This is a genomic window from Pseudomonas poae RE*1-1-14 (assembly GCF_000336465.1).
Lineage (GTDB): Bacteria > Pseudomonadota > Gammaproteobacteria > Pseudomonadales > Pseudomonadaceae > Aquipseudomonas > Aquipseudomonas poae.
In genome coordinates this window covers 1,903,711-1,920,680 of the sequence record NC_020209.1, presented here as the reverse complement: position 1 = coordinate 1,920,680, position 16,970 = coordinate 1,903,711, and the positions used below count along the sequence as shown (strand labels likewise).

General features: G+C 54.6%; 7 protein-coding genes and 2 pseudogenes. 2 read left to right on the top strand and 7 right to left on the bottom strand.

The features are described from left to right. Positions 1-4 precede the first annotated feature (4 nt). Both H045_RS08565 and H045_RS24930 read right to left on the bottom strand, forming a co-directional pair. Entirely contained in the window at positions 5-3,838 is a 3,834-nt protein-coding gene (locus H045_RS08565; RefSeq protein ID WP_141687633.1) for a hypothetical protein, read from the bottom strand. A 147-nt stretch (positions 3,839-3,985) separates the two neighbouring features. Beyond that, positions 3,986-4,129 (bottom strand): annotated as a pseudogene (locus tag H045_RS24930) (response regulator); the annotation flags it as partial. A 32-nt stretch (positions 4,130-4,161) separates the two neighbouring features. Between H045_RS24930 and H045_RS08555 the strand changes: the two are divergent. Next, positions 4,162-5,217 (top strand): annotated as a pseudogene (locus H045_RS08555) (response regulator). A gap of 190 nt (positions 5,218-5,407) precedes the next feature. Further along, positions 5,408-10,192, top strand: a complete 4,785-nt coding sequence (locus H045_RS08550) for a hypothetical protein (RefSeq protein ID WP_157225358.1) — start codon at positions 5,408-5,410, stop codon at positions 10,190-10,192. A 94-nt stretch (positions 10,193-10,286) separates the two neighbouring features. On the opposite strand, the gene H045_RS08545 is transcribed toward H045_RS08550, so the two are convergent. The 5 genes from H045_RS08545 to H045_RS08525 all read right to left on the bottom strand — a co-directional run bounded on the left by H045_RS08545 (position 10,287) and on the right by H045_RS08525 (position 16,851). After that, entirely contained in the window at positions 10,287-10,664 is a 378-nt protein-coding gene (locus H045_RS08545; protein WP_015372062.1) for a response regulator, read from the bottom strand. Between the two features lie 78 nt (positions 10,665-10,742). Next, a complete protein-coding gene (locus H045_RS08540; RefSeq protein WP_015372061.1) occupies positions 10,743-11,936 on the bottom strand; it encodes a hybrid sensor histidine kinase/response regulator in 1,194 nt (397 codons plus the stop codon). Beyond that, positions 11,930-12,529, bottom strand: coding sequence for a chemotaxis protein CheB (locus tag H045_RS08535; RefSeq protein WP_015372060.1), 600 nt, complete (start codon positions 12,527-12,529; stop codon positions 11,930-11,932). Before H045_RS08535 ends, H045_RS08540 begins: the two co-directional genes overlap by 7 nt. Continuing rightward, positions 12,526-13,356 (bottom strand): CheR family methyltransferase, encoded by an 831-nt coding sequence (locus tag H045_RS08530; RefSeq protein WP_015372059.1) that lies wholly within the window; start codon positions 13,354-13,356, stop codon positions 12,526-12,528. Before H045_RS08530 ends, H045_RS08535 begins: the two co-directional genes overlap by 4 nt. Beyond that, the gene (locus H045_RS08525; protein WP_015372058.1) at positions 13,357-16,851 is read right to left on the bottom strand and encodes a response regulator; all 3,495 of its coding nucleotides are present in this window, start codon (positions 16,849-16,851) and stop codon (positions 13,357-13,359) included. Between the last annotated feature and the right edge of the window lie 119 nt (positions 16,852-16,970).

Genomic DNA, 16,970 nt, shown 5'->3' with positions numbered 1-16,970 from the left:
AGTTTTATTTGACTTTGAATTTTACGGGCCGATAGTAGAAGGGAATTTCGTTTTTCCGTGGCGGGTTCAATAGGTCGACTTTAAATTTAATGGGACTCGTTGACAAACCAAACTTAACTTGCTCATAGATTTTTTGATTGATGTCTGACTCAGGAAGCCCCGGATAGCGAATATTTATATCTGCTTTTATTCCAGCAGCTTTTTCAGGTGTAGCATGCACTCGAACAGGACCCTGAAACGCCTTGACATCACGTTGTATCAACTTTCCGAACTGACTGCCAAACGAGTTGGCCGAGCCGTTGGCTGAGTTACACATTAACAAACGTACGTTATTGAAATCCTGAGGATTGATGGACGACTTTTTAAGCGTTTCCAAAAGCTCGGCAGGCGTGTGAGTCGCACCGTTATAGTACATAGATATGGGTGCATCGGTAAGGAGCTCTCTGAAATCTGGAAGCATGCCATGCGCACATACATTTAGCCTATCTACCCCTTTATAGGTGTCAACGTAAGTAAAAATACCGTTACCAATCAGCTTGAAATCCTTAGTACTTCCTCCCAAATTTATAGCATTATTTTTCGCCAAGCTTTGTTCCAAGTGATTTGGCTTCTTTCGGCGCAACACGACGCCGAACTCTTCTTCGACGCCCAAGGCGTCATCAAAATACCTGGCTGTCTCAGGTGTAAAGTTTTCAAGCGGTCTGCCATATACCTTGTTCTTGCCAACATCATAAGGTAGCCATTCCCCGGTCGCCTCATCAAACTTTGCGTGCACGCTCACTGGACGCACACTGCCGCTAGGTGTATGGGTACCCACCGCAACATCAGATCGGTTAGTAGCTTTTAACAAGTCGACGTCATCGACGGAATGTGTAAGATTTTCGAGCTGCTTAAGCTGGGTGTGGGTAAGTTGTTGCCCTCTCACTACACCCTGACGAACCAGGTCATCCACGCGTTTTAGCTGTTTGGAGGCCACACTGACTTTCTTGAATTTTTTTGACCCGCCACGGCCGCCTTTAACAGCGCCGCCCGCTTTTCCAAGCCCTGCAGTAGTGAAACACATGACGACGTCAAAAATAATGTCTGCGGCGGCATCTTTATAGTTACCATTCGCCAAATTATATATCGCTGATGCTCCGGGTATCACACCCAGAATAAGGTTGCGTGTAAACGCGTTACTTTCATCTTCTTGGTCGAAGGTAGTTACCGCCAAAGTGGAATCTTTTACATCCCCCAGACGATGCAGCCCAATTATATTTTCCGAAAGCAGTTTACCCAAATATTCACTCCGCCTGCTGGAAGACGACTTGGGCACGCCGTTATTTTTATCGCCTTCCTGTTCATGGCCAACGTCACTGTCATCGAGTTCGAGTCGGCGGATTGCCGGTGCGGTAAAATATTTCGTACTGACACCGGCTGCGCCCCTGCTCGTTTCAACCTCAGGGCCTTGAGGTCCTTCCTTGAGGGCCGTCCACTCTTCCCGTTTGCGCATTATATTGAGCCGGGGGTCACACTCATAATAGGTTGCCAAACCGTTGCGTTCGGTTTTGATAATAAGAGACCGATCATCGTTTAGTGAGGAAAATCTCTCGCTGGTGTGGCTGCCATTGCGCGTATTTACTACCGAGCGCACTAACTGACCTCTTTGGTAGACCGTCAGCTTGCCAAATTCGATGTTTTTACGGTCTTCCATAGGCAGGTTGGCTATCAAGCCTTTAGTTACGCTTCCCCAGGCTGCTGACAGGTTGTCGGCGTACTTATCGAATGCGGCCTCATGTTTCTTTATTGGATTTGGCAACGACTTGAGTTTATCGATCATTTCCTCGGTTATGGCGGAATTGGAGGACAGCCAGACGTGACTTCCCTCCTTTTTGGATAGATAAATGTCCAACAGCGAATAATTGCCTTCAGGGTTCTCGTGGACCTTCCTGGTTTCGTCGAGTCTATAGACTCGCTTGTGAATGCTTTTCTCCTCGAAGGGAATGTACTTGCCGAAATGGGCCTCGAGTTCGGCTAATGCGGCAGCACGTTGTGTAGGGGCGTCGGCGGTAAACGCGTCAACCGCACCCGAAATCTCCTCCTGTCGTTGACTGAATGCCTGCTGGGTATCGCTTAATTGCTCAGGCGTGTATGGCCCTTGCAGCGGCAGAAGGCCCTGACCTCTGCCCCACTCAATGATCCCGGGCAGAGCGGCGCGCACTTGAATATCCCGCGCCTTATCCGTAACAGGGTCAACGGAATCGAAAGCGATAATTTCAGCAAAGCTCATCAGCGCACTGGCGCCTGGGCTGGTCGCTTCAATCCGGCCTATTGCGGTCTTTAGGGTGAACCAGCTGAAAGAACCATAGGCCATGTCAGGCGGGGTGTCTTTGACAAGGAGCTCCGGCGCCACACGCGCAAGTAGAAGCATGGCCGCAACTGGAGCAGCCTGCGGCGTAGTGGTATTAGTACGAACCAAATGTTCAATCAGTCGCTGTTTGATCACCGATATAGGCTGCCCATAGTATTCGGGCGCGGCCAGATTGAACCCAGCTACATGGTGCTCTTTTGGAGCCTCCAGACTCTTTAAGTCCAACGTCACACCCAGCGCAGTCAGCAGTATTTCTCGGGGAGTGGAGTGCTCAGCCACTTTTCCCATGCGCTGTTTTAGCGCTTGTCCCAATTGTATTGCGCCACCGGAGTCGAGAACCCACTTCATGATGTCCAGAGGAACGCCTCGGTTAAGGAGCGCTGACGGTACGTTTATCATCAAATTGCCAAGTAGATCAGTACTCCCCAGACGAGTATCGGCCTTAAGACCGGGCAATGGCGGCTGGTTGTCAGCGATGATGCGGAACAACTCAGCCTGATCCTCTACAGATAGCGGCTGCGGCCATGTCAAGGCGCCACCAAAATTCCCGTCGTGTGGCGAGGTTAAACTTGGGGTAGCCAAGGCGCGGACAAGATTGTCCAGTTCTCGGAAGGTTTCAGGCACCTGCAAGCCATTTGCACTCAGAACCTGCAAAAGGGTGGCGTCGGTCTGCTGGGTTTCCTGCGCCATAGTCGAGTCGGGGTAGATGGGTATACGAAGGATGTCCAGATTGCTAGGGCTTCTGGCGCCGTAATTCACGGCCGACTCTAGCCGGTGTTTCAACGCTTGCAGCAGGCTGAATTTATTGACGCTATCACCCAGTTCCGCTTTTTGCTGTTCAAGCGCTTCAGGCGATTGAGCCTCTACATTAACGTACGTATTGGGCCCCAACACCTCAAAACCCTGATTGTGATCGAGCTGCGTCGCTCGCTCTAAGGTTTCTTCTTTCCTGTCAGGGAGTAGAACCTCGCCATAAAAACGTGCAACCCGAATCAGCGGAGCCGACTGCGGGTTGGTTGGCGCATCAATATCGCCATGGCCCAAAGCCTTCGCCGCAGCCATGGCAACGCCCGTGGCCTCTCGCCATCCTGGGCCCTGCTGGTCCCCCGCTAATACGGTGGGCTTACCGTTAATCGTTGCCGTGAGCGTGTCACTGTAGGCGTTGAATTTAATGGGTTCAGAGGCATCGATATTTTTCGACTTTGCCCATTCCAAAAAGACGGGGCTATGGGTAGCGTTGGAAAATTGTTGCCACCAGGTGCCAAACCATGAGTCCGGTTCAATACCCTCGATGGTTTCCGTGCCCGCGTTCGTCTGCGTTGCTCGTCGAATGGCATCGGTGTAAAGCGCCAATAAGCGCCTGTCGCCCGTCACGTCGCCGGTCCCACCTGTCGCAGCTGCAGGCTGCGTAATGGGCACGGGGTACGAGGTTGTCCCAGAGGTGTTGAGATGACTCGAAAAGTGGCGATTGGAGGAAATACTGGACATAGACAAGGGCGACCTTCTGACAAGACAGGGATGTTAATCGCAATGAGTCAAGCTCATCGGTCATTCCATTTATTTGCCCGCATTATCAGAAGGTTCCTTTTGAAGCGAAGGAACGACGCTAAACACACTACAAGTTGTGACCTGCCTTCAGGCCAACAGCCGCTGGATATGCTCCTGCAGCGTATCCAGATCGAACGGCTTGGCCAGGATCGGTGCATTGCGCGTGATCGGGCTGTCGCAGTCGAGGATTTCCTGCGGGTAACCGCTGATGAAGATAACCTTCAATTCCGGCCCCCGTGGGCCGCGACAATTCACTGGCATTAATGATGCTCAACGAAGCCGGCTACGGCGGCATCGTCGCCCCCACCTGAGCGCCCTGTGCGAGGCGCTCGAGCACGGCGTCGACCTGGGGCCGTTGCTTGAATAGCTGCATCAACAACCCGCCTGGTCGGACCTGCCGATCGTATTGCTGACCCACCACGGCGGCACCGAGCAAAATGGCTCATCGCACCTGAGCAGCCTGTTGGGCAACGTGACCTTGCTGGAGCGGCCGTTTCATCCGGTCACTGGCCTGATCGACCTGGGCGTCACCTCGGCCAACCGCGCCGCCGCTTTGACTCACCGCTTGCTCGTCTTCTCCCCTCGCCAGTCGCTGGACCCCAAACCTGTGGAAATCAACCAACTGGTGAACTCCATGGGCGAACTGCTGCAACGCAGCATCAACGAAAGCATCGACCTCGACATGCGCCTCGTTGGCCCGCTCTGGACCGCCGAAGCCGATCCCAATCAACTGGAAGGCGCCCTGCTCAATCTGGTGCTCAACGCCCGTGATGCCATGCCGGGTGGCGGACGCCTGACGGTGGAAACCTGCAACCGCCATCTGGACAGCGTGTTTACCGCCACCTACGGCACCTTACAGCCCGGCGATTACGTTGAATTAAGCGTCAGCGATACCGGCTGTGGCATTCCCGACAGCGTGATAGGCCGACTTTCTTCACGACCAAGCCTATCGGCCAGGGCAAACGGTGCTGATTGTGGAGGACGACCCGCCGTACGCGTGTTGGTCAGCGCAGTGCCCAAGGAGTTGGACTATGGATTCGTCGAGGGGGTGGACGCTGTCACAGCGGTGCCGATCATCGAGTCCGAGCAACGCATTGACCTGATGATCAGTGACGTCGGCCTGCCGGGCATGAATGGCCGCCAATTGGCGGAGATTGGCCGGCAGATCCGACCTGGGGTTGAAGGTGCTGTTCATCACCGGGTATGCCGAGCATGCGGCGGTGCGTGGCGGATTTCTTGATCCGGGGATGCAGTTGATCACCAAGCCGTTTACGTTTGATCTGTTGACGGCGAAGGTGCGGGAGATGATTCGGGGTTAATTATTAAATAGTGAAGTGTGCAACAGGTTATTGCAGTAAGCTAACTGTCCACGACGAAACTTACTGCAACAACTAAACCATAAAAACGTGGAATTTTCCGTCGTCGCTCACCACTGAGTAAGTCTCCGCGCTAACAAAACCTAACATGTCGTACGACAAAGTTAATGACTTATATCGAATGTGAGCCTACATGCCTAATCTAACAACCGTTCGACCTGCATTCCGTGTCAATGAAACTTCAAAGGTCGGAACAGGGAATAGTGACGCAGGCGCTTTCTTGCCTGCTGACTTGAGTGCGAGCGTTAAGCAACCCTTGATCATGGATAGTGTAACGACGCTTACAAACAAGGCAGACAAGCAACTGGCTAACGTCTATCGTCAGATATTGCTCGATTTTGCAGATGGCAAGTCTACCCTGCATCCCCCGAACAAGCTCATTTCTGACATCTCTGAAAACTCGACATTTGGTAAATGGCGATCATTAATTCACAGCATATTAAGCAGTCAAGACTTCACTCAGTGGGCAGCAAAAAACAAAGTCAGCTTATTACATGACATCACGATCTCACCGAAAGATCTTTGCATTGTCGCCAGGGTGTCAGGGAAGCCCGTGCATTTTCCGCGTGCTGATTTTTCCTCCTTTGAACTGCTCATGAAAGTTGCTGAAGCCTTCTCACCTACCTTTGACACCACCTATAATCCCTCAGGGGCATACACAACAGAAGTAGCCAGGTTCTACGGGAAATCCGTTCCGGTAAATAATCCGGCCAACACGCTTAAAGAGAGGGTGCGAGCGAGCGCCGCCGAACTGGAAGATGATACGTCTTTCAGCGATTTCAGCCACGATTCTGTACGCTCTGAATCAGAGCTTCGCTTGAACCAGAGCGTGCTCGCGGAACTCAATGAAAAACAAAAAATCATTCAGCTGCTGGAGACTTTTCCGAAAGACGGTTCCCGCCAATTGAGTGAGTTTTTGGAAAATACCAACATTGATATCAATGCAATGCCAGCGCCTGGGCAGGCCCCCTCGGATACCGGAAAGGAGACCATAAGCCTCGAGAAATACATAAATATTCAAGGCTGGGTATTACCCAGCTCCGCTGATGAATTAAATGCATTATTGTCAGCACTGAAAATTTCTGAGCCAAGCTCACCGAGATACGGGGACTTTGGCGGCGCCTTGAGCTGGCCGGTACCAATGGCGAATCCGCGGAGGTTGCACATCATCAACTTGAGCCGCGTGAGTCTTCCGGGCGCCTCTGGTCTGTTGGGTTATCTGAGCAACCATCGGCGTTGGGAAACACATGAACTGCGTAATCCGCGAAGAGTTATCGAACAAATACTTCAGTCACCCAATGCACAGGCACTGGGTAAAAGTCTGCAAGATACCGTTGGAGGAATCGCTACCGACACTAGTGCAAGCGATTACGTGCTGGCATCGATTCACGAAGCATTTGAGCCAGGACTCAGACGTTCAAGAACCGCTGTGGGAGGCTTTGAGATCGCTCAACCTGGCAATCGCGGCTTGACTGCATCGGCCGTCGTAAAGCGATTGGCGGACCATCTATTGGGTGCAACCAGTGGTACTGGTCACTCACGAGTCACTCGTGAGTTAGCCCCCATCGCAGCCCACCTGCTGCTGTCAAAGCGCTTCCCGGAGTTTTTAGTCAAAAACATCCCTGACAAAGTAAGGTATGGCTCACATGAGTGGATGGCTTTAAGCGTTGCTGTGGCACAAGTAGAAGCACAGTCGCCAGGTGCGACCTCCACCATGAGCTACCTGGAAGTCCTGCATCGGAGCGACATGCTATCTCTGATCTCTGTGCAACAACAGGTCGAGCAAACTGCGAAGTTAGCAGCACTCATGGACTGGGGCGTAGCAAACAGCATCACTCCCCTTAACCCTGGAGATGATTACACCCAGGCTCAACAGCAGTTGGTACTGACTAAATTTAATAAACGAACCATAGAATATCTTCAAGCCACCGAGTTCAACAGCGCACCACTCCCCAAACGTGCAGACATAGGCGCAAAAAATCTTTATGACGCACTCGGGTTCAACGACAAGGCCAACCACCCCTACTTAAACTCGCTCATAAGTAAACTGGGAATTCGTGGCGCCACTATCGAATCGTATCGAAAGGAGCATGGGGAGAAGGCGGCCTTTTACGCGTTCATCAATGAAAAGTGTATAGGGGCCGCATTTTACAACAAAGATTTCCCTGGGCCATACTCATTATTAGACTTACATGCCTCCAACAGGCTTTTTGAGCCTCCTCCTCTGGGTACCTTTAAACGCCCCAATGGCGGCCTCAAAAAAAACCATTGGTACATAACAAATTATAAAATTAAATATAAAGATATATTTGCCAAATCCACTGGCTTTCCCGACACTGTCGCACAGTTTTCGGAAGAGATAAAAACCCATATTGACAACCTGAAGGCCAGTACAAAAACAACCACGAAGCATTTGTTATCACACCTTTCTGCTGACGACTTTAGATTTTTTGATCGCGGAAAAATCGAATTCTTTCGCGAAGAACTTATTTACGAAGGCATAGAGGGGCGTAACTTCTTGCTCCGTCGTCAGCCCGACGACAACAAACCAACGGTCGCAAAATGCACAATCGACTCGGAAGTCAGGTTTTTTGAAATCAATCCGCAGAAAGGGTTTGTTGAGCGGCGCAAAGACCTTGAGAATAATTTTGTAGTAGGCCATATCCAAGGCAAACAAGTAAAACCGGGAGCCGACACTGACACTGTGGAAGTAACCAGCTACCGCAAACTATCAACCGATCTAAGACATATCATAAAGATAGGCGATATGGCCGGATTACCCGACCATCCAGCGCATGACTCTTATGATTCACCACGTACCGATGCGATTGCTAATTTTGTAACGGATAATATATTCACAGGGATAGACAAGAGACTTGAAGCTCATGCTAAAGGTGCTACTACATTCGAGACCGAAGTTCCATCATACATAGTAATTCGAAATATTTTACTTGATTTAATTCCACTTTATTCAGCTATCGAAAATTTTTCTCAAGGAAATATCGGAGCCGGTATCGGAAGCTTAATCCTGGATGTTGCAGCGATCGCAAGCTGCGGAGTCTCCATGTTAGCTAAGTGCGTAGGGACAGGTTTGAAGACCTTGAAGATTTTGCAGGTTGTGGGGCTCGCGGCCATCAGCCTGCTCAATCCACTGGATGGTATTGCCAGCGCGATAACCGGCCTAGGGAAAGGAATAATAAAAGTGGGCAAAGCGGGCCTTAATCAAGTTCGAAAGATGCGTGGAGTCAACTTCTATGATGTCGCGGCAGCAGCCAAACGTTATGACGCCTCTGCCATAGGTACCTTTAAGGAGGGCGGTGTTTTGTTAAAAGGGCCTGCCGCACTCGTTGGTGATAGCTGGCGCGGATACAATCATGTCGTACGACGAGCATTTGGTACAGGTCTCGATGACTTTGTGCCTTCCATGGGGCGCACCTTCCCTGCCTTTGGAGACTGGGAAATCGGTCCACGCATACCAACAGCCAAGCAAAAAGCCACCAAAACCCATTGGGAGAAAACGGTCAAACGCTTCAAATTTGGCTCGGAAAAATCGGATTTTGAAGCGAGCTATTATATGAAGAATCCGCCGAAAATCATAACAGACAAGCTGAAAAACCTGACTGCAATGCAGGTAATGGAGCAGGCACAAAGAAAAGACATCAACGCTGCAGCCATGGGAGCGCTTGCAAGGCAATATGACAACTTGGCATTCAAACACGGTAGTAAAACGGCGACCAAGTTTATTGACAATATCGATCCTGAATTCGGAACGGTATTCCCTATGCCGCAAGCCGCTTATCTTAGCTCAACGGCTCAGATTTCTGACGGCCAGTGTGCGGCTCTGGCACGCACGTTTGCCACTGCCGTCGAGCAAGGCAAAGAGAAAACGCTGATTAATAACATGTTCAAAGCCGCTGCTCGTGCGGATACGAATGAGGCTAGAGAGTTCATGCGTACACTCAGCCGCCTTCAAAACTCAACGGAAAATAATGCTTCCTTTTATGCGCAGAAAGTTGGCCGACAGGTCACCTATCAGGAGATGGTCGGAGAGCTTTCCAGATCGGCTGTAACCAGATCCATAATGATCGATTCGCCTGGACATGCGATGGCAGCAGGCGTATTAATCGATGATTCCAACAAAAAATATTATTTCTATGATCCCAATGCGGGCGTCGCCTTCTTCCCAACCTCAGAGGCAATGCAGAAAGGGCTGACAAAACTATTCAATGACAAGACTCTACCCGGCCAGTACAGAACTTACGCCACTACCGGCAAGAGCCTGGAATTCAAAATATTTGATCACGATGATGGATGGATAGCACTCAGCAGCACGGACAAAGTTAGTTTTAATAAACTCTTCAACGTTGACCTTCCGACGTCGAGCAGTGCAGATACCTTTATGGAAAACCTGCTGAACCAACGCAATGCCCTCCCAGGAGCCAGGCCGCGAGTTAAAACAGTCGAAGATATCAAGAACGCAGACTTTGAGGTTCCTGCGCAAATTTACCGAGCCCATACCGCGGCTGGAGACTCTCCTGCAACGGGCTTGAGGCGTGCGGCGGGAACAAGCACCGCAGGTGATGACTATCTCGCTGCCATTATCAAACACACAGCCAGGCATGGGGGCAGCGGCGGCGAAGTCATGTCGTTCAGCGCAAGCAAGGCAAAGGCCAATAGTTTCTCCAAGCAATACTCAACACCGGATAACCCAGTGCCTGTATTCACTGTCGATACAACCAAAGACCCCGCAGCTTTTCGGACAGTGCCCGATATAATTTTGAAAGATGGTGAAAGACTGGTGCAGCAAGGGAAAGTTACCAAGGCCACGCTATTGCAGGCTGCTGATCAAATCAAAAATCAGGAACTGGAAGTGTTTTACGTCAAGGGGGATGTACCGGCGCAATACACAAAAATTTAACTATGAGTGACGCTTGATATCGCTTGCGGTGTATACGGGACCACACGGTCAACTCAGATGGACGGATTCATCTGAGTTGCTGCCCCATCAACGATTACGCCAACAACCGCTGGATATGCTCCTGCAGCGTATCCAGATCGAACGGCTTGGCCAGGATCGGTGCATTGCGCGTGATCGGGCTGTCGCAGTCGAGGATTTCCTGTGGGTAACCGCTGATGAAGATAACCTTCAATTCTGGCCGCACCTTCAGTGCGGGCTCGGCAATCTGCACCCCGGAGATGCCACCGGGCAGACGGTAGTCGGTGACCATCAGGTCCAGGTGCGGCTTGGTGGCCAGAATCTCAAACGCCTCTTTTCCGTTGACGGCCTTCAATACCCGATACCCCAGGCCTGCCAGGTATTCACCCAGCACAAACATAATGGATTCGTCGTCCTCGACGATCAGTACGACGTCTTGTGCATCTTCACTCATGGGAAGCCTATGTCCGGTCAATTGCTGCAATTACGACCATGGGGTCTGGCAGAGGTTGCGTTGGGCTGACGATTGATTTCATTGCGCTTGCGCAAGGGGCAGGCACACCCGAAACAAGGCGCCCTCGCCTATCCGGCTCTCGACCTCGATGGTGCCGCCATGGGCCGCGACGATCTGCTCGGAAATGAATAATCCAAGGCCCAGCCCGGCGGCCGCATGGCTGGCAGACACGCGCTCGAACTGCTGGAAAATGCGCTTCTGGTTCTCTTCACTGATACCAATGCCGTGGTCGCGCACTTCCACGCGCGCCTCGCCATGTTCGGCATACACCCGCACGTGCACCGGGCTCTTGGCGCCGTAGCGCAACGCGTTGGTCAGCAGGTTGGTGACCACCTGCTCAATGCGAAACTCGTCCCAATGCCCCTCCACCGGCCCGTCGACCACCAGTTGCATGGACGACTCGGCGGCAGTCACCTGCGGCGCAAAATTGTTCACCAGGCTGCTCACCAACTGCGCCAGGTCAAAAGGCGCCGGGCGAATCGACAGTTTGCCGGTGCGAATACGCGACACATCGAGCATGTCTTCGATCAATCGGATCAGGCTGCGGATCTGCCGCTCGTCGCGGTCGACCATCGCGTGCATCTTGTCCAGAGTAAACGCCGCAGCGTTGTCCCGGGCCAGGTGCATCTTGCGCAGCTGGGTTTCCAGGATCAGGCCGTTAAGGGGGGTACGCACTTCATGGGCAACGATCGACATGAAGTCATCGCGCATGCGCACCGCCTGCTCAAGCTCGGCCTGGGTGGCCTGCAGGCGCGTCAGCAGCAGTTCCTGCTCGCGACGGCTGCGCTCCAGGGCTTCGACCTGCAGCTTCATGGCTTTGCTCTGGCGGTACAGGTCGACGAACACATTGACCTTGCTCTTGACCGCATGGATGTCGAGCGGTTTGTGCAGGAAGTCGACGGCGCCGCTTTCGTAGCCCTTGAACGCATAGTTCAGCTCGCGACCGGCGGCACTGACGAACACAATCGGGATGTTCTTGGTTTTTTCGGTGCCGCGCATCAATTCGGCCAGCTCGAAGCCGTTCATGCCCGGCATCTGCACATCGAGGATCGCCATGGCGAACTCGTGTTCGAGCAACAGTGACAAGGCCTCGTCGGCGCTCAATGCCTTGTAGACCTGGCGATCCTCGCGCTTGATCAGCGCTTCGAGGGCCAGCAGGTTTTCCGGCAGATCGTCGACGATCAGCAGTTTGGCCTGGACGGTACTTAACATGGGGAAGATTCCAGGGAAGCCAGCAATGAGCCGATCCGGCCCAGTGTCAGAATATGATCAGGTGTGTGCAGGGCCAGGGCCGCCAGCGGCATCACGGCGATGCGAGCTTCCGTGGGGTCCTGCACGACCGTGGTGCCGCCCGATTGCTTGACATGTGCCAGCCCGCGCGCGCCGTCCTGATTGGCGCCGGTGAGCAGGATCGCCAGCAGGCCGGCGCCGTACGCATCGGCAGCCGATGAAAACAGATAATCGATGGCTGGCCGTGAATGATGCACGCGGTCTTCCTGGCTCAGGGACAGGCTGCGGTCCTGCTCCACCGAGAGGTGGTAACCGGGCCCGGCGAAATACAGGGTGCCGGCCTCGATCAGCTCTTTGTCCCGCGCTTCTTTTACCGGGATGCGCAGGCGCCGCGCGAACACGTCGGCCAACTGGCTGCGGCGCTCGTCCGGCAGGTGCAGCACAGCAACGATCGGCAGGCCGAAGTCGGTGGGCAACTCGCCAAATATGCTCAGCAACGCCTCGACACCGCCGGCGGACGCGCCGACGACGATGGCTTCAATCCCGCGAATCGGGTTGGCTGCGGCGTCGTTCATGATTTGCGGTAGATCCGTTCCTGTTTGACCAATGGCTCGAACTGTTTGCTGTAGGCGGAAAAATCCAGGGTTTCCTTGCTGCCCAGCACCAGAAAGCCGCGATGACACAGCGACTCATGGAACAGACCGAATGCACGATCCTGCAATTTTTTATTGAAATAAATCAATACGTTACGACACGAAATTAATTGAGTTTCGGAGAATACACTATCGGTCGCCAAACTGTGATCGGCAAAGGTCACATTCTCGCGCAGCGTCTTGTCGAAGATCGCGTAATCGTAGGCTGCCGTGTAGTAATCGGCAAATGAGCGCTGGCCTCCGGCCTGTTGATAGTTGGCGGTGTAGGCCCGCACGTTTTCCAGGGAGAAGATGCCCTGCTTGGCCTTGTCCAGCGACGCTGGATTGATATCAGTGGCGTAGATGATCGTGCGTTCCAGCAAGCCTTCCTCGCGCAGCAGGATCGCCATGGAGTACACCTCCTCCCCCGTGCTGCAGCCGGCGATCCAGATCTTGATCGACGGGTAGGTCTTGAGCAGCGGCACCACTTCCTGGCGAATCGCGAGAAAGTGCGACGGGTCGCGAAACATCTCGCTCACCGGGATCGTCAGAAATTGCAGCAGTTGCATGAACGCCGACGGATCGTGCAGCACCCGCTCCTGCAGCGCCGAGATGGTCGCGCAATCGAACTGGCGCAACGCATGGGCCACACGGCGCTTGACCGACGCGCCCGAGTAATCGCGAAAGTCGTAGCTGTACTTGAGGTAAATCGCCTCAATCAACAGGCGCAGCTCGATGTCGCTGCTTTTGTCCAAGAAACTGCGCTCCACTTAAATGCGTTCCATCTTCGGCAGCCAGACGCGAATCAACGAGAACAGACGGTCCAGGTCAATCGGTTTGGCCAGGTAGTCATTGGAGCCTGCAGCGAGGCAGCGCTCCTGATCGTCTTTCATGGCCTTGGCGGTGACCGCAATGATCGGCAACTTCTTCCAGCGCGGGTCCTGGCGGATCAACGCGGTGGCCTCGTAACCGTCCATCTCCGGCATCATCACGTCCATCAGCACCAGGTCGATGTCCTCGACTTCATTGAGCCGTTCGATGGCTTCGCGGCCGTTTCGGCCGATCACCACCACAGCGCCCTTATGTTCCAGCGCACTGGTGAGGGCAAAGATATTGCGTACATCATCGTCCACCAGCAGGATCTTGCGGCCTTCGAACACCTTGTCGCGGCTGCGCGCGGTCTTGAGCATGGTCTGGCGCTCATGGGACAGCTGCGATTCGACTTTGTGCAGAAAGAGTGTGACCTCGTCCAGCAGACGCTCCGGCGAACGCGCACCCTTGATGATGATCGAGCGCGAATACTTGCGCAGTTCGGCTTCTTCATCGCGGGTCAGGTTGCGCCCGGTGTAGACGATCACCGGCGGGAACGAACAGATATCTTCGGTGGCCATGCGCTTGAGCAGCTCGTTGCCGAGCATGTCCGGCAGTTTGAGGTCGATGATCATGCAGTCATAGATATGATCGCGCAGCAGGTCCAAGGCTTGCTGGGCAAAGCCCACGGCAGTGATCTCGATGTCGTCGTCGCCGATCAGTCGGGCAATGCTGTCGCGTTGCAGGTCGTCGTCTTCCACCAGCAGCACGCGCTTGACCTTCTGCGTCAGCTTGGCCTCCAGACGCGCGAACACATCCTTGAGCTCTTCACGGGTGGTGGGTTTGACCGCATAGCCGATGGCGCCCATGTGCATCGCCGCTTCGACGCGGTCTTCCACGGAAATCACGTGCACCGGGATGTGGCGGGTGCCGGCGTTCTGCTTGAGGCGCTGCAGCACGGTGAGCCCGGAATGGTCCGGCAGGCGCATGTCGAGCAGGATCGCGTCTGGAATGAGTTCTGCCGCCAGACTGTAGCCTTCGTCCGCGCCATGGGCCACAAGGCAGTGGTAGCCCAGTTCATGGGCCAGATCGAAGAGGATCCGCGCAAAATTGGGCTCGTCTTCCACTACGAGGATGCAGCGGGTGGTGAACGGCGCCTTGTCGCGGTCGTCGGCAAAGCGCGGGATCTGGCTGGTATCGGCCACCGGCAGCGGCGACACCCTGACCGGCGCAGGCGCGGCGACCAGCGGCTCGCGCGCCTGCTCTGCCAGCGGCGCATCGGCTTCGCGCTCCACGTAGTGCTCAGGCAATACCAGGGTGAACACGCTGCCCTTGCCCGGTTCGCTGGTCACGCTGATATAGCCGCCAAGCAACGCGGCCAGGTCGCGGGAAATCGACAGGCCCAGGCCGGTGCCGCCGTAACGGCGGTTGGTGGTGCCGTCGGCCTGGCGGAAGGCTTCGAAGATGCTTTCCTGCTGGTCCGGCGCAATGCCGATGCCCGAATCGCGCACGGTAAAGGCAATGCCCGCATCCTGCGCACGGGACACCGACAGGCTGACCTCACCCTGCTCGGTAAACTTGACCGCGTTGGACAGCAGGTTCTTGAGGATCTGCTCCAGGCGCTGGCGGTCGGTAAACAGCATGGCCGGCGCACCGGGCTGTACATCCACCTGAAAACCCAGCTTGCGGTCGGCGGCCAGCGGCTCGAACATCCCGCGCAAACCCTCGACCAGACGCGCCACGCTGGACGTTTCCGGACGCACTTCCAGCTTGCCGGCTTCGACCTTGGAGATGTCGAGGATGTCGTTGATCAGGTTCAGCAGGTCGTTGCCCGCCGAATAGATCGACTCGGCGAACTTGACCTGTTCGGCACTGAGGTTTTCCTGAGGGTTCTCGGCCAGCAACTTGGCCAGGATCAGCGAGCTGTTGAGCGGCGTACGCAGTTCGTGGGACATGTTGGCGAGGAATTCGGACTTGTATTTGCTCGAACGCTGCAACTCGTCGGCGCGGTCTTCGAGTTCAAGCTGGGCCTGGTTGAGTTCGATGTTCTTGCGGTCCATGGCGTCGCGCTGCTCGGACAGGGTCTGGGTCTGCTCGGCCAACTGCTCGTTGGTCTGCTCCAGCTCCGCCTGCTGGGTTTCCAGATGGGCCTGGGATTCCTTGAGGATGCGTGACTGTTCTTCGAGCTCCTCGTTGGCGGTCTTGAGTTCTTCCTGCTGCACTTGCAGCTCTTCGTTGAGCTGCTGGGTCTCGGCGAGCACTTCCTGCAGGCGCTGACGGTAGCGCGCAGCTTCGATGGAGGTGCCGATATTGCCGGCGATCAGTTCCAGCAGCTCGACGTCGCGTTCATCCAGGGGGCGCAGGAAACCCAGTTCGATCACACCGTTGACACGGTCCTCGTCGCTGGTCGGCACCACCAGTACGCTGCGCGTCGAACCCTCACCCAGCCCGGAGCTGACCTTGAAGTAATCCACCGGCACATCATCCAGGCGAATCAGGCGATCAAGCTGGGCGGCCTGCCCAACGATGCCTTCGTCGCTGTAGATCGATTGTTCCTGCTGTTCCTGCTCGCGTGAGAAACCATAAGTGGCCACACGCTTGAGCCCTCCGTGCTCCTGACGCACGTACAACGCGGCCACGGCAGAGCCCATGTATTGAGCGAAGAACTGCAGGATATTGCGGCCCAGCATGTTCAGGGTCAGTTGGCCGAGGACCTGCTCGGCCAGTTCGGTCTGGCCGTTGCGCAGCCAGGCCTGTTGCTCAAGACGCCGCGCAATCTTCTGTTGCGACGCGAGGTTTGCGCTGTAGCTCTCTGATAACGCTACCAAATTCCTGCGGCCGATATAGGCAAGAAAACCGCTCAGCCCCAATACGAACGCCAGGTACAGCGCAACGCTGACAATGGTGGTACGGGTGACGTCCTTGTTGCGCGCGATTCGGAACTGCTGCTCCATTGCTACGGCATCCGCGTATTCCTGGCGGATCGCATCGGTGAGGCCCTTGCCCCGACCGGCCTTGACCGCCGAGCGGTAGTCACCGCTGTTGCGCTGCAGGTCGATCATCGACTGGGCGTACTTGTTCCACTCGCCCTGCATCGCTTCCAGGCGTTTGAGGCGGTCCACCTGCTGCGAGTTATCCGCTACCAGTTCCTGCAAGTTACGCAGGTCGCCAATGATGCGCGGCTTTGCCACTTCGTAGGGGTCGAGAAAATGCTCGTCGCCGGTGATCAGAAAACCACGCAGGCCGGTTTCCAGGTCCACCGTGAGTTTCGACGACTCGTTGAGGTTGTTGATCACCCGATCGGTGTGTTCAACCCATTGGATCACCGACAACAGATAGGTGATCAGGCAGACGAAAAACACCGCGCTGAGTACGCCGACGCTCAGGGGCAGTGCGACATTTCGGCTCAACAGGTTACGGAAGCTCTTTTCATCGACGGATGACGCAGGAGTCATGGGCATGCCTTGGCCAAATACGGAAAAACCGGGAGTTTGCCCGAATACCGGGTGCCGAGGCTATGTTTGTGCGCTTATTTGACGCAAGCGTACGGGCTCGACGCTTAGCCGGTGGAACT

Coding starts and splice junctions, on each gene's coding strand:
- H045_RS08540 (WP_015372061.1), bottom strand. CDS start 11,936: ATGTTAAGTACCGTCCAGGCCAAACTGCTGATCGTCGACGATCTGCCG.
- H045_RS08545 (WP_015372062.1), bottom strand. CDS start 10,664: ATGAGTGAAGATGCACAAGACGTCGTACTGATCGTCGAGGACGACGAA.
- H045_RS08550 (WP_157225358.1), top strand. CDS start 5,408: ATGCCTAATCTAACAACCGTTCGACCTGCATTCCGTGTCAATGAAACT.
- H045_RS08525 (WP_015372058.1), bottom strand. CDS start 16,851: ATGACTCCTGCGTCATCCGTCGATGAAAAGAGCTTCCGTAACCTGTTG.
- H045_RS08565 (WP_141687633.1), bottom strand. CDS start 3,838: ATGTCCAGTATTTCCTCCAATCGCCACTTTTCGAGTCATCTCAACACC.
- H045_RS08535 (WP_015372060.1), bottom strand. CDS start 12,529: ATGAACGACGCCGCAGCCAACCCGATTCGCGGGATTGAAGCCATCGTC.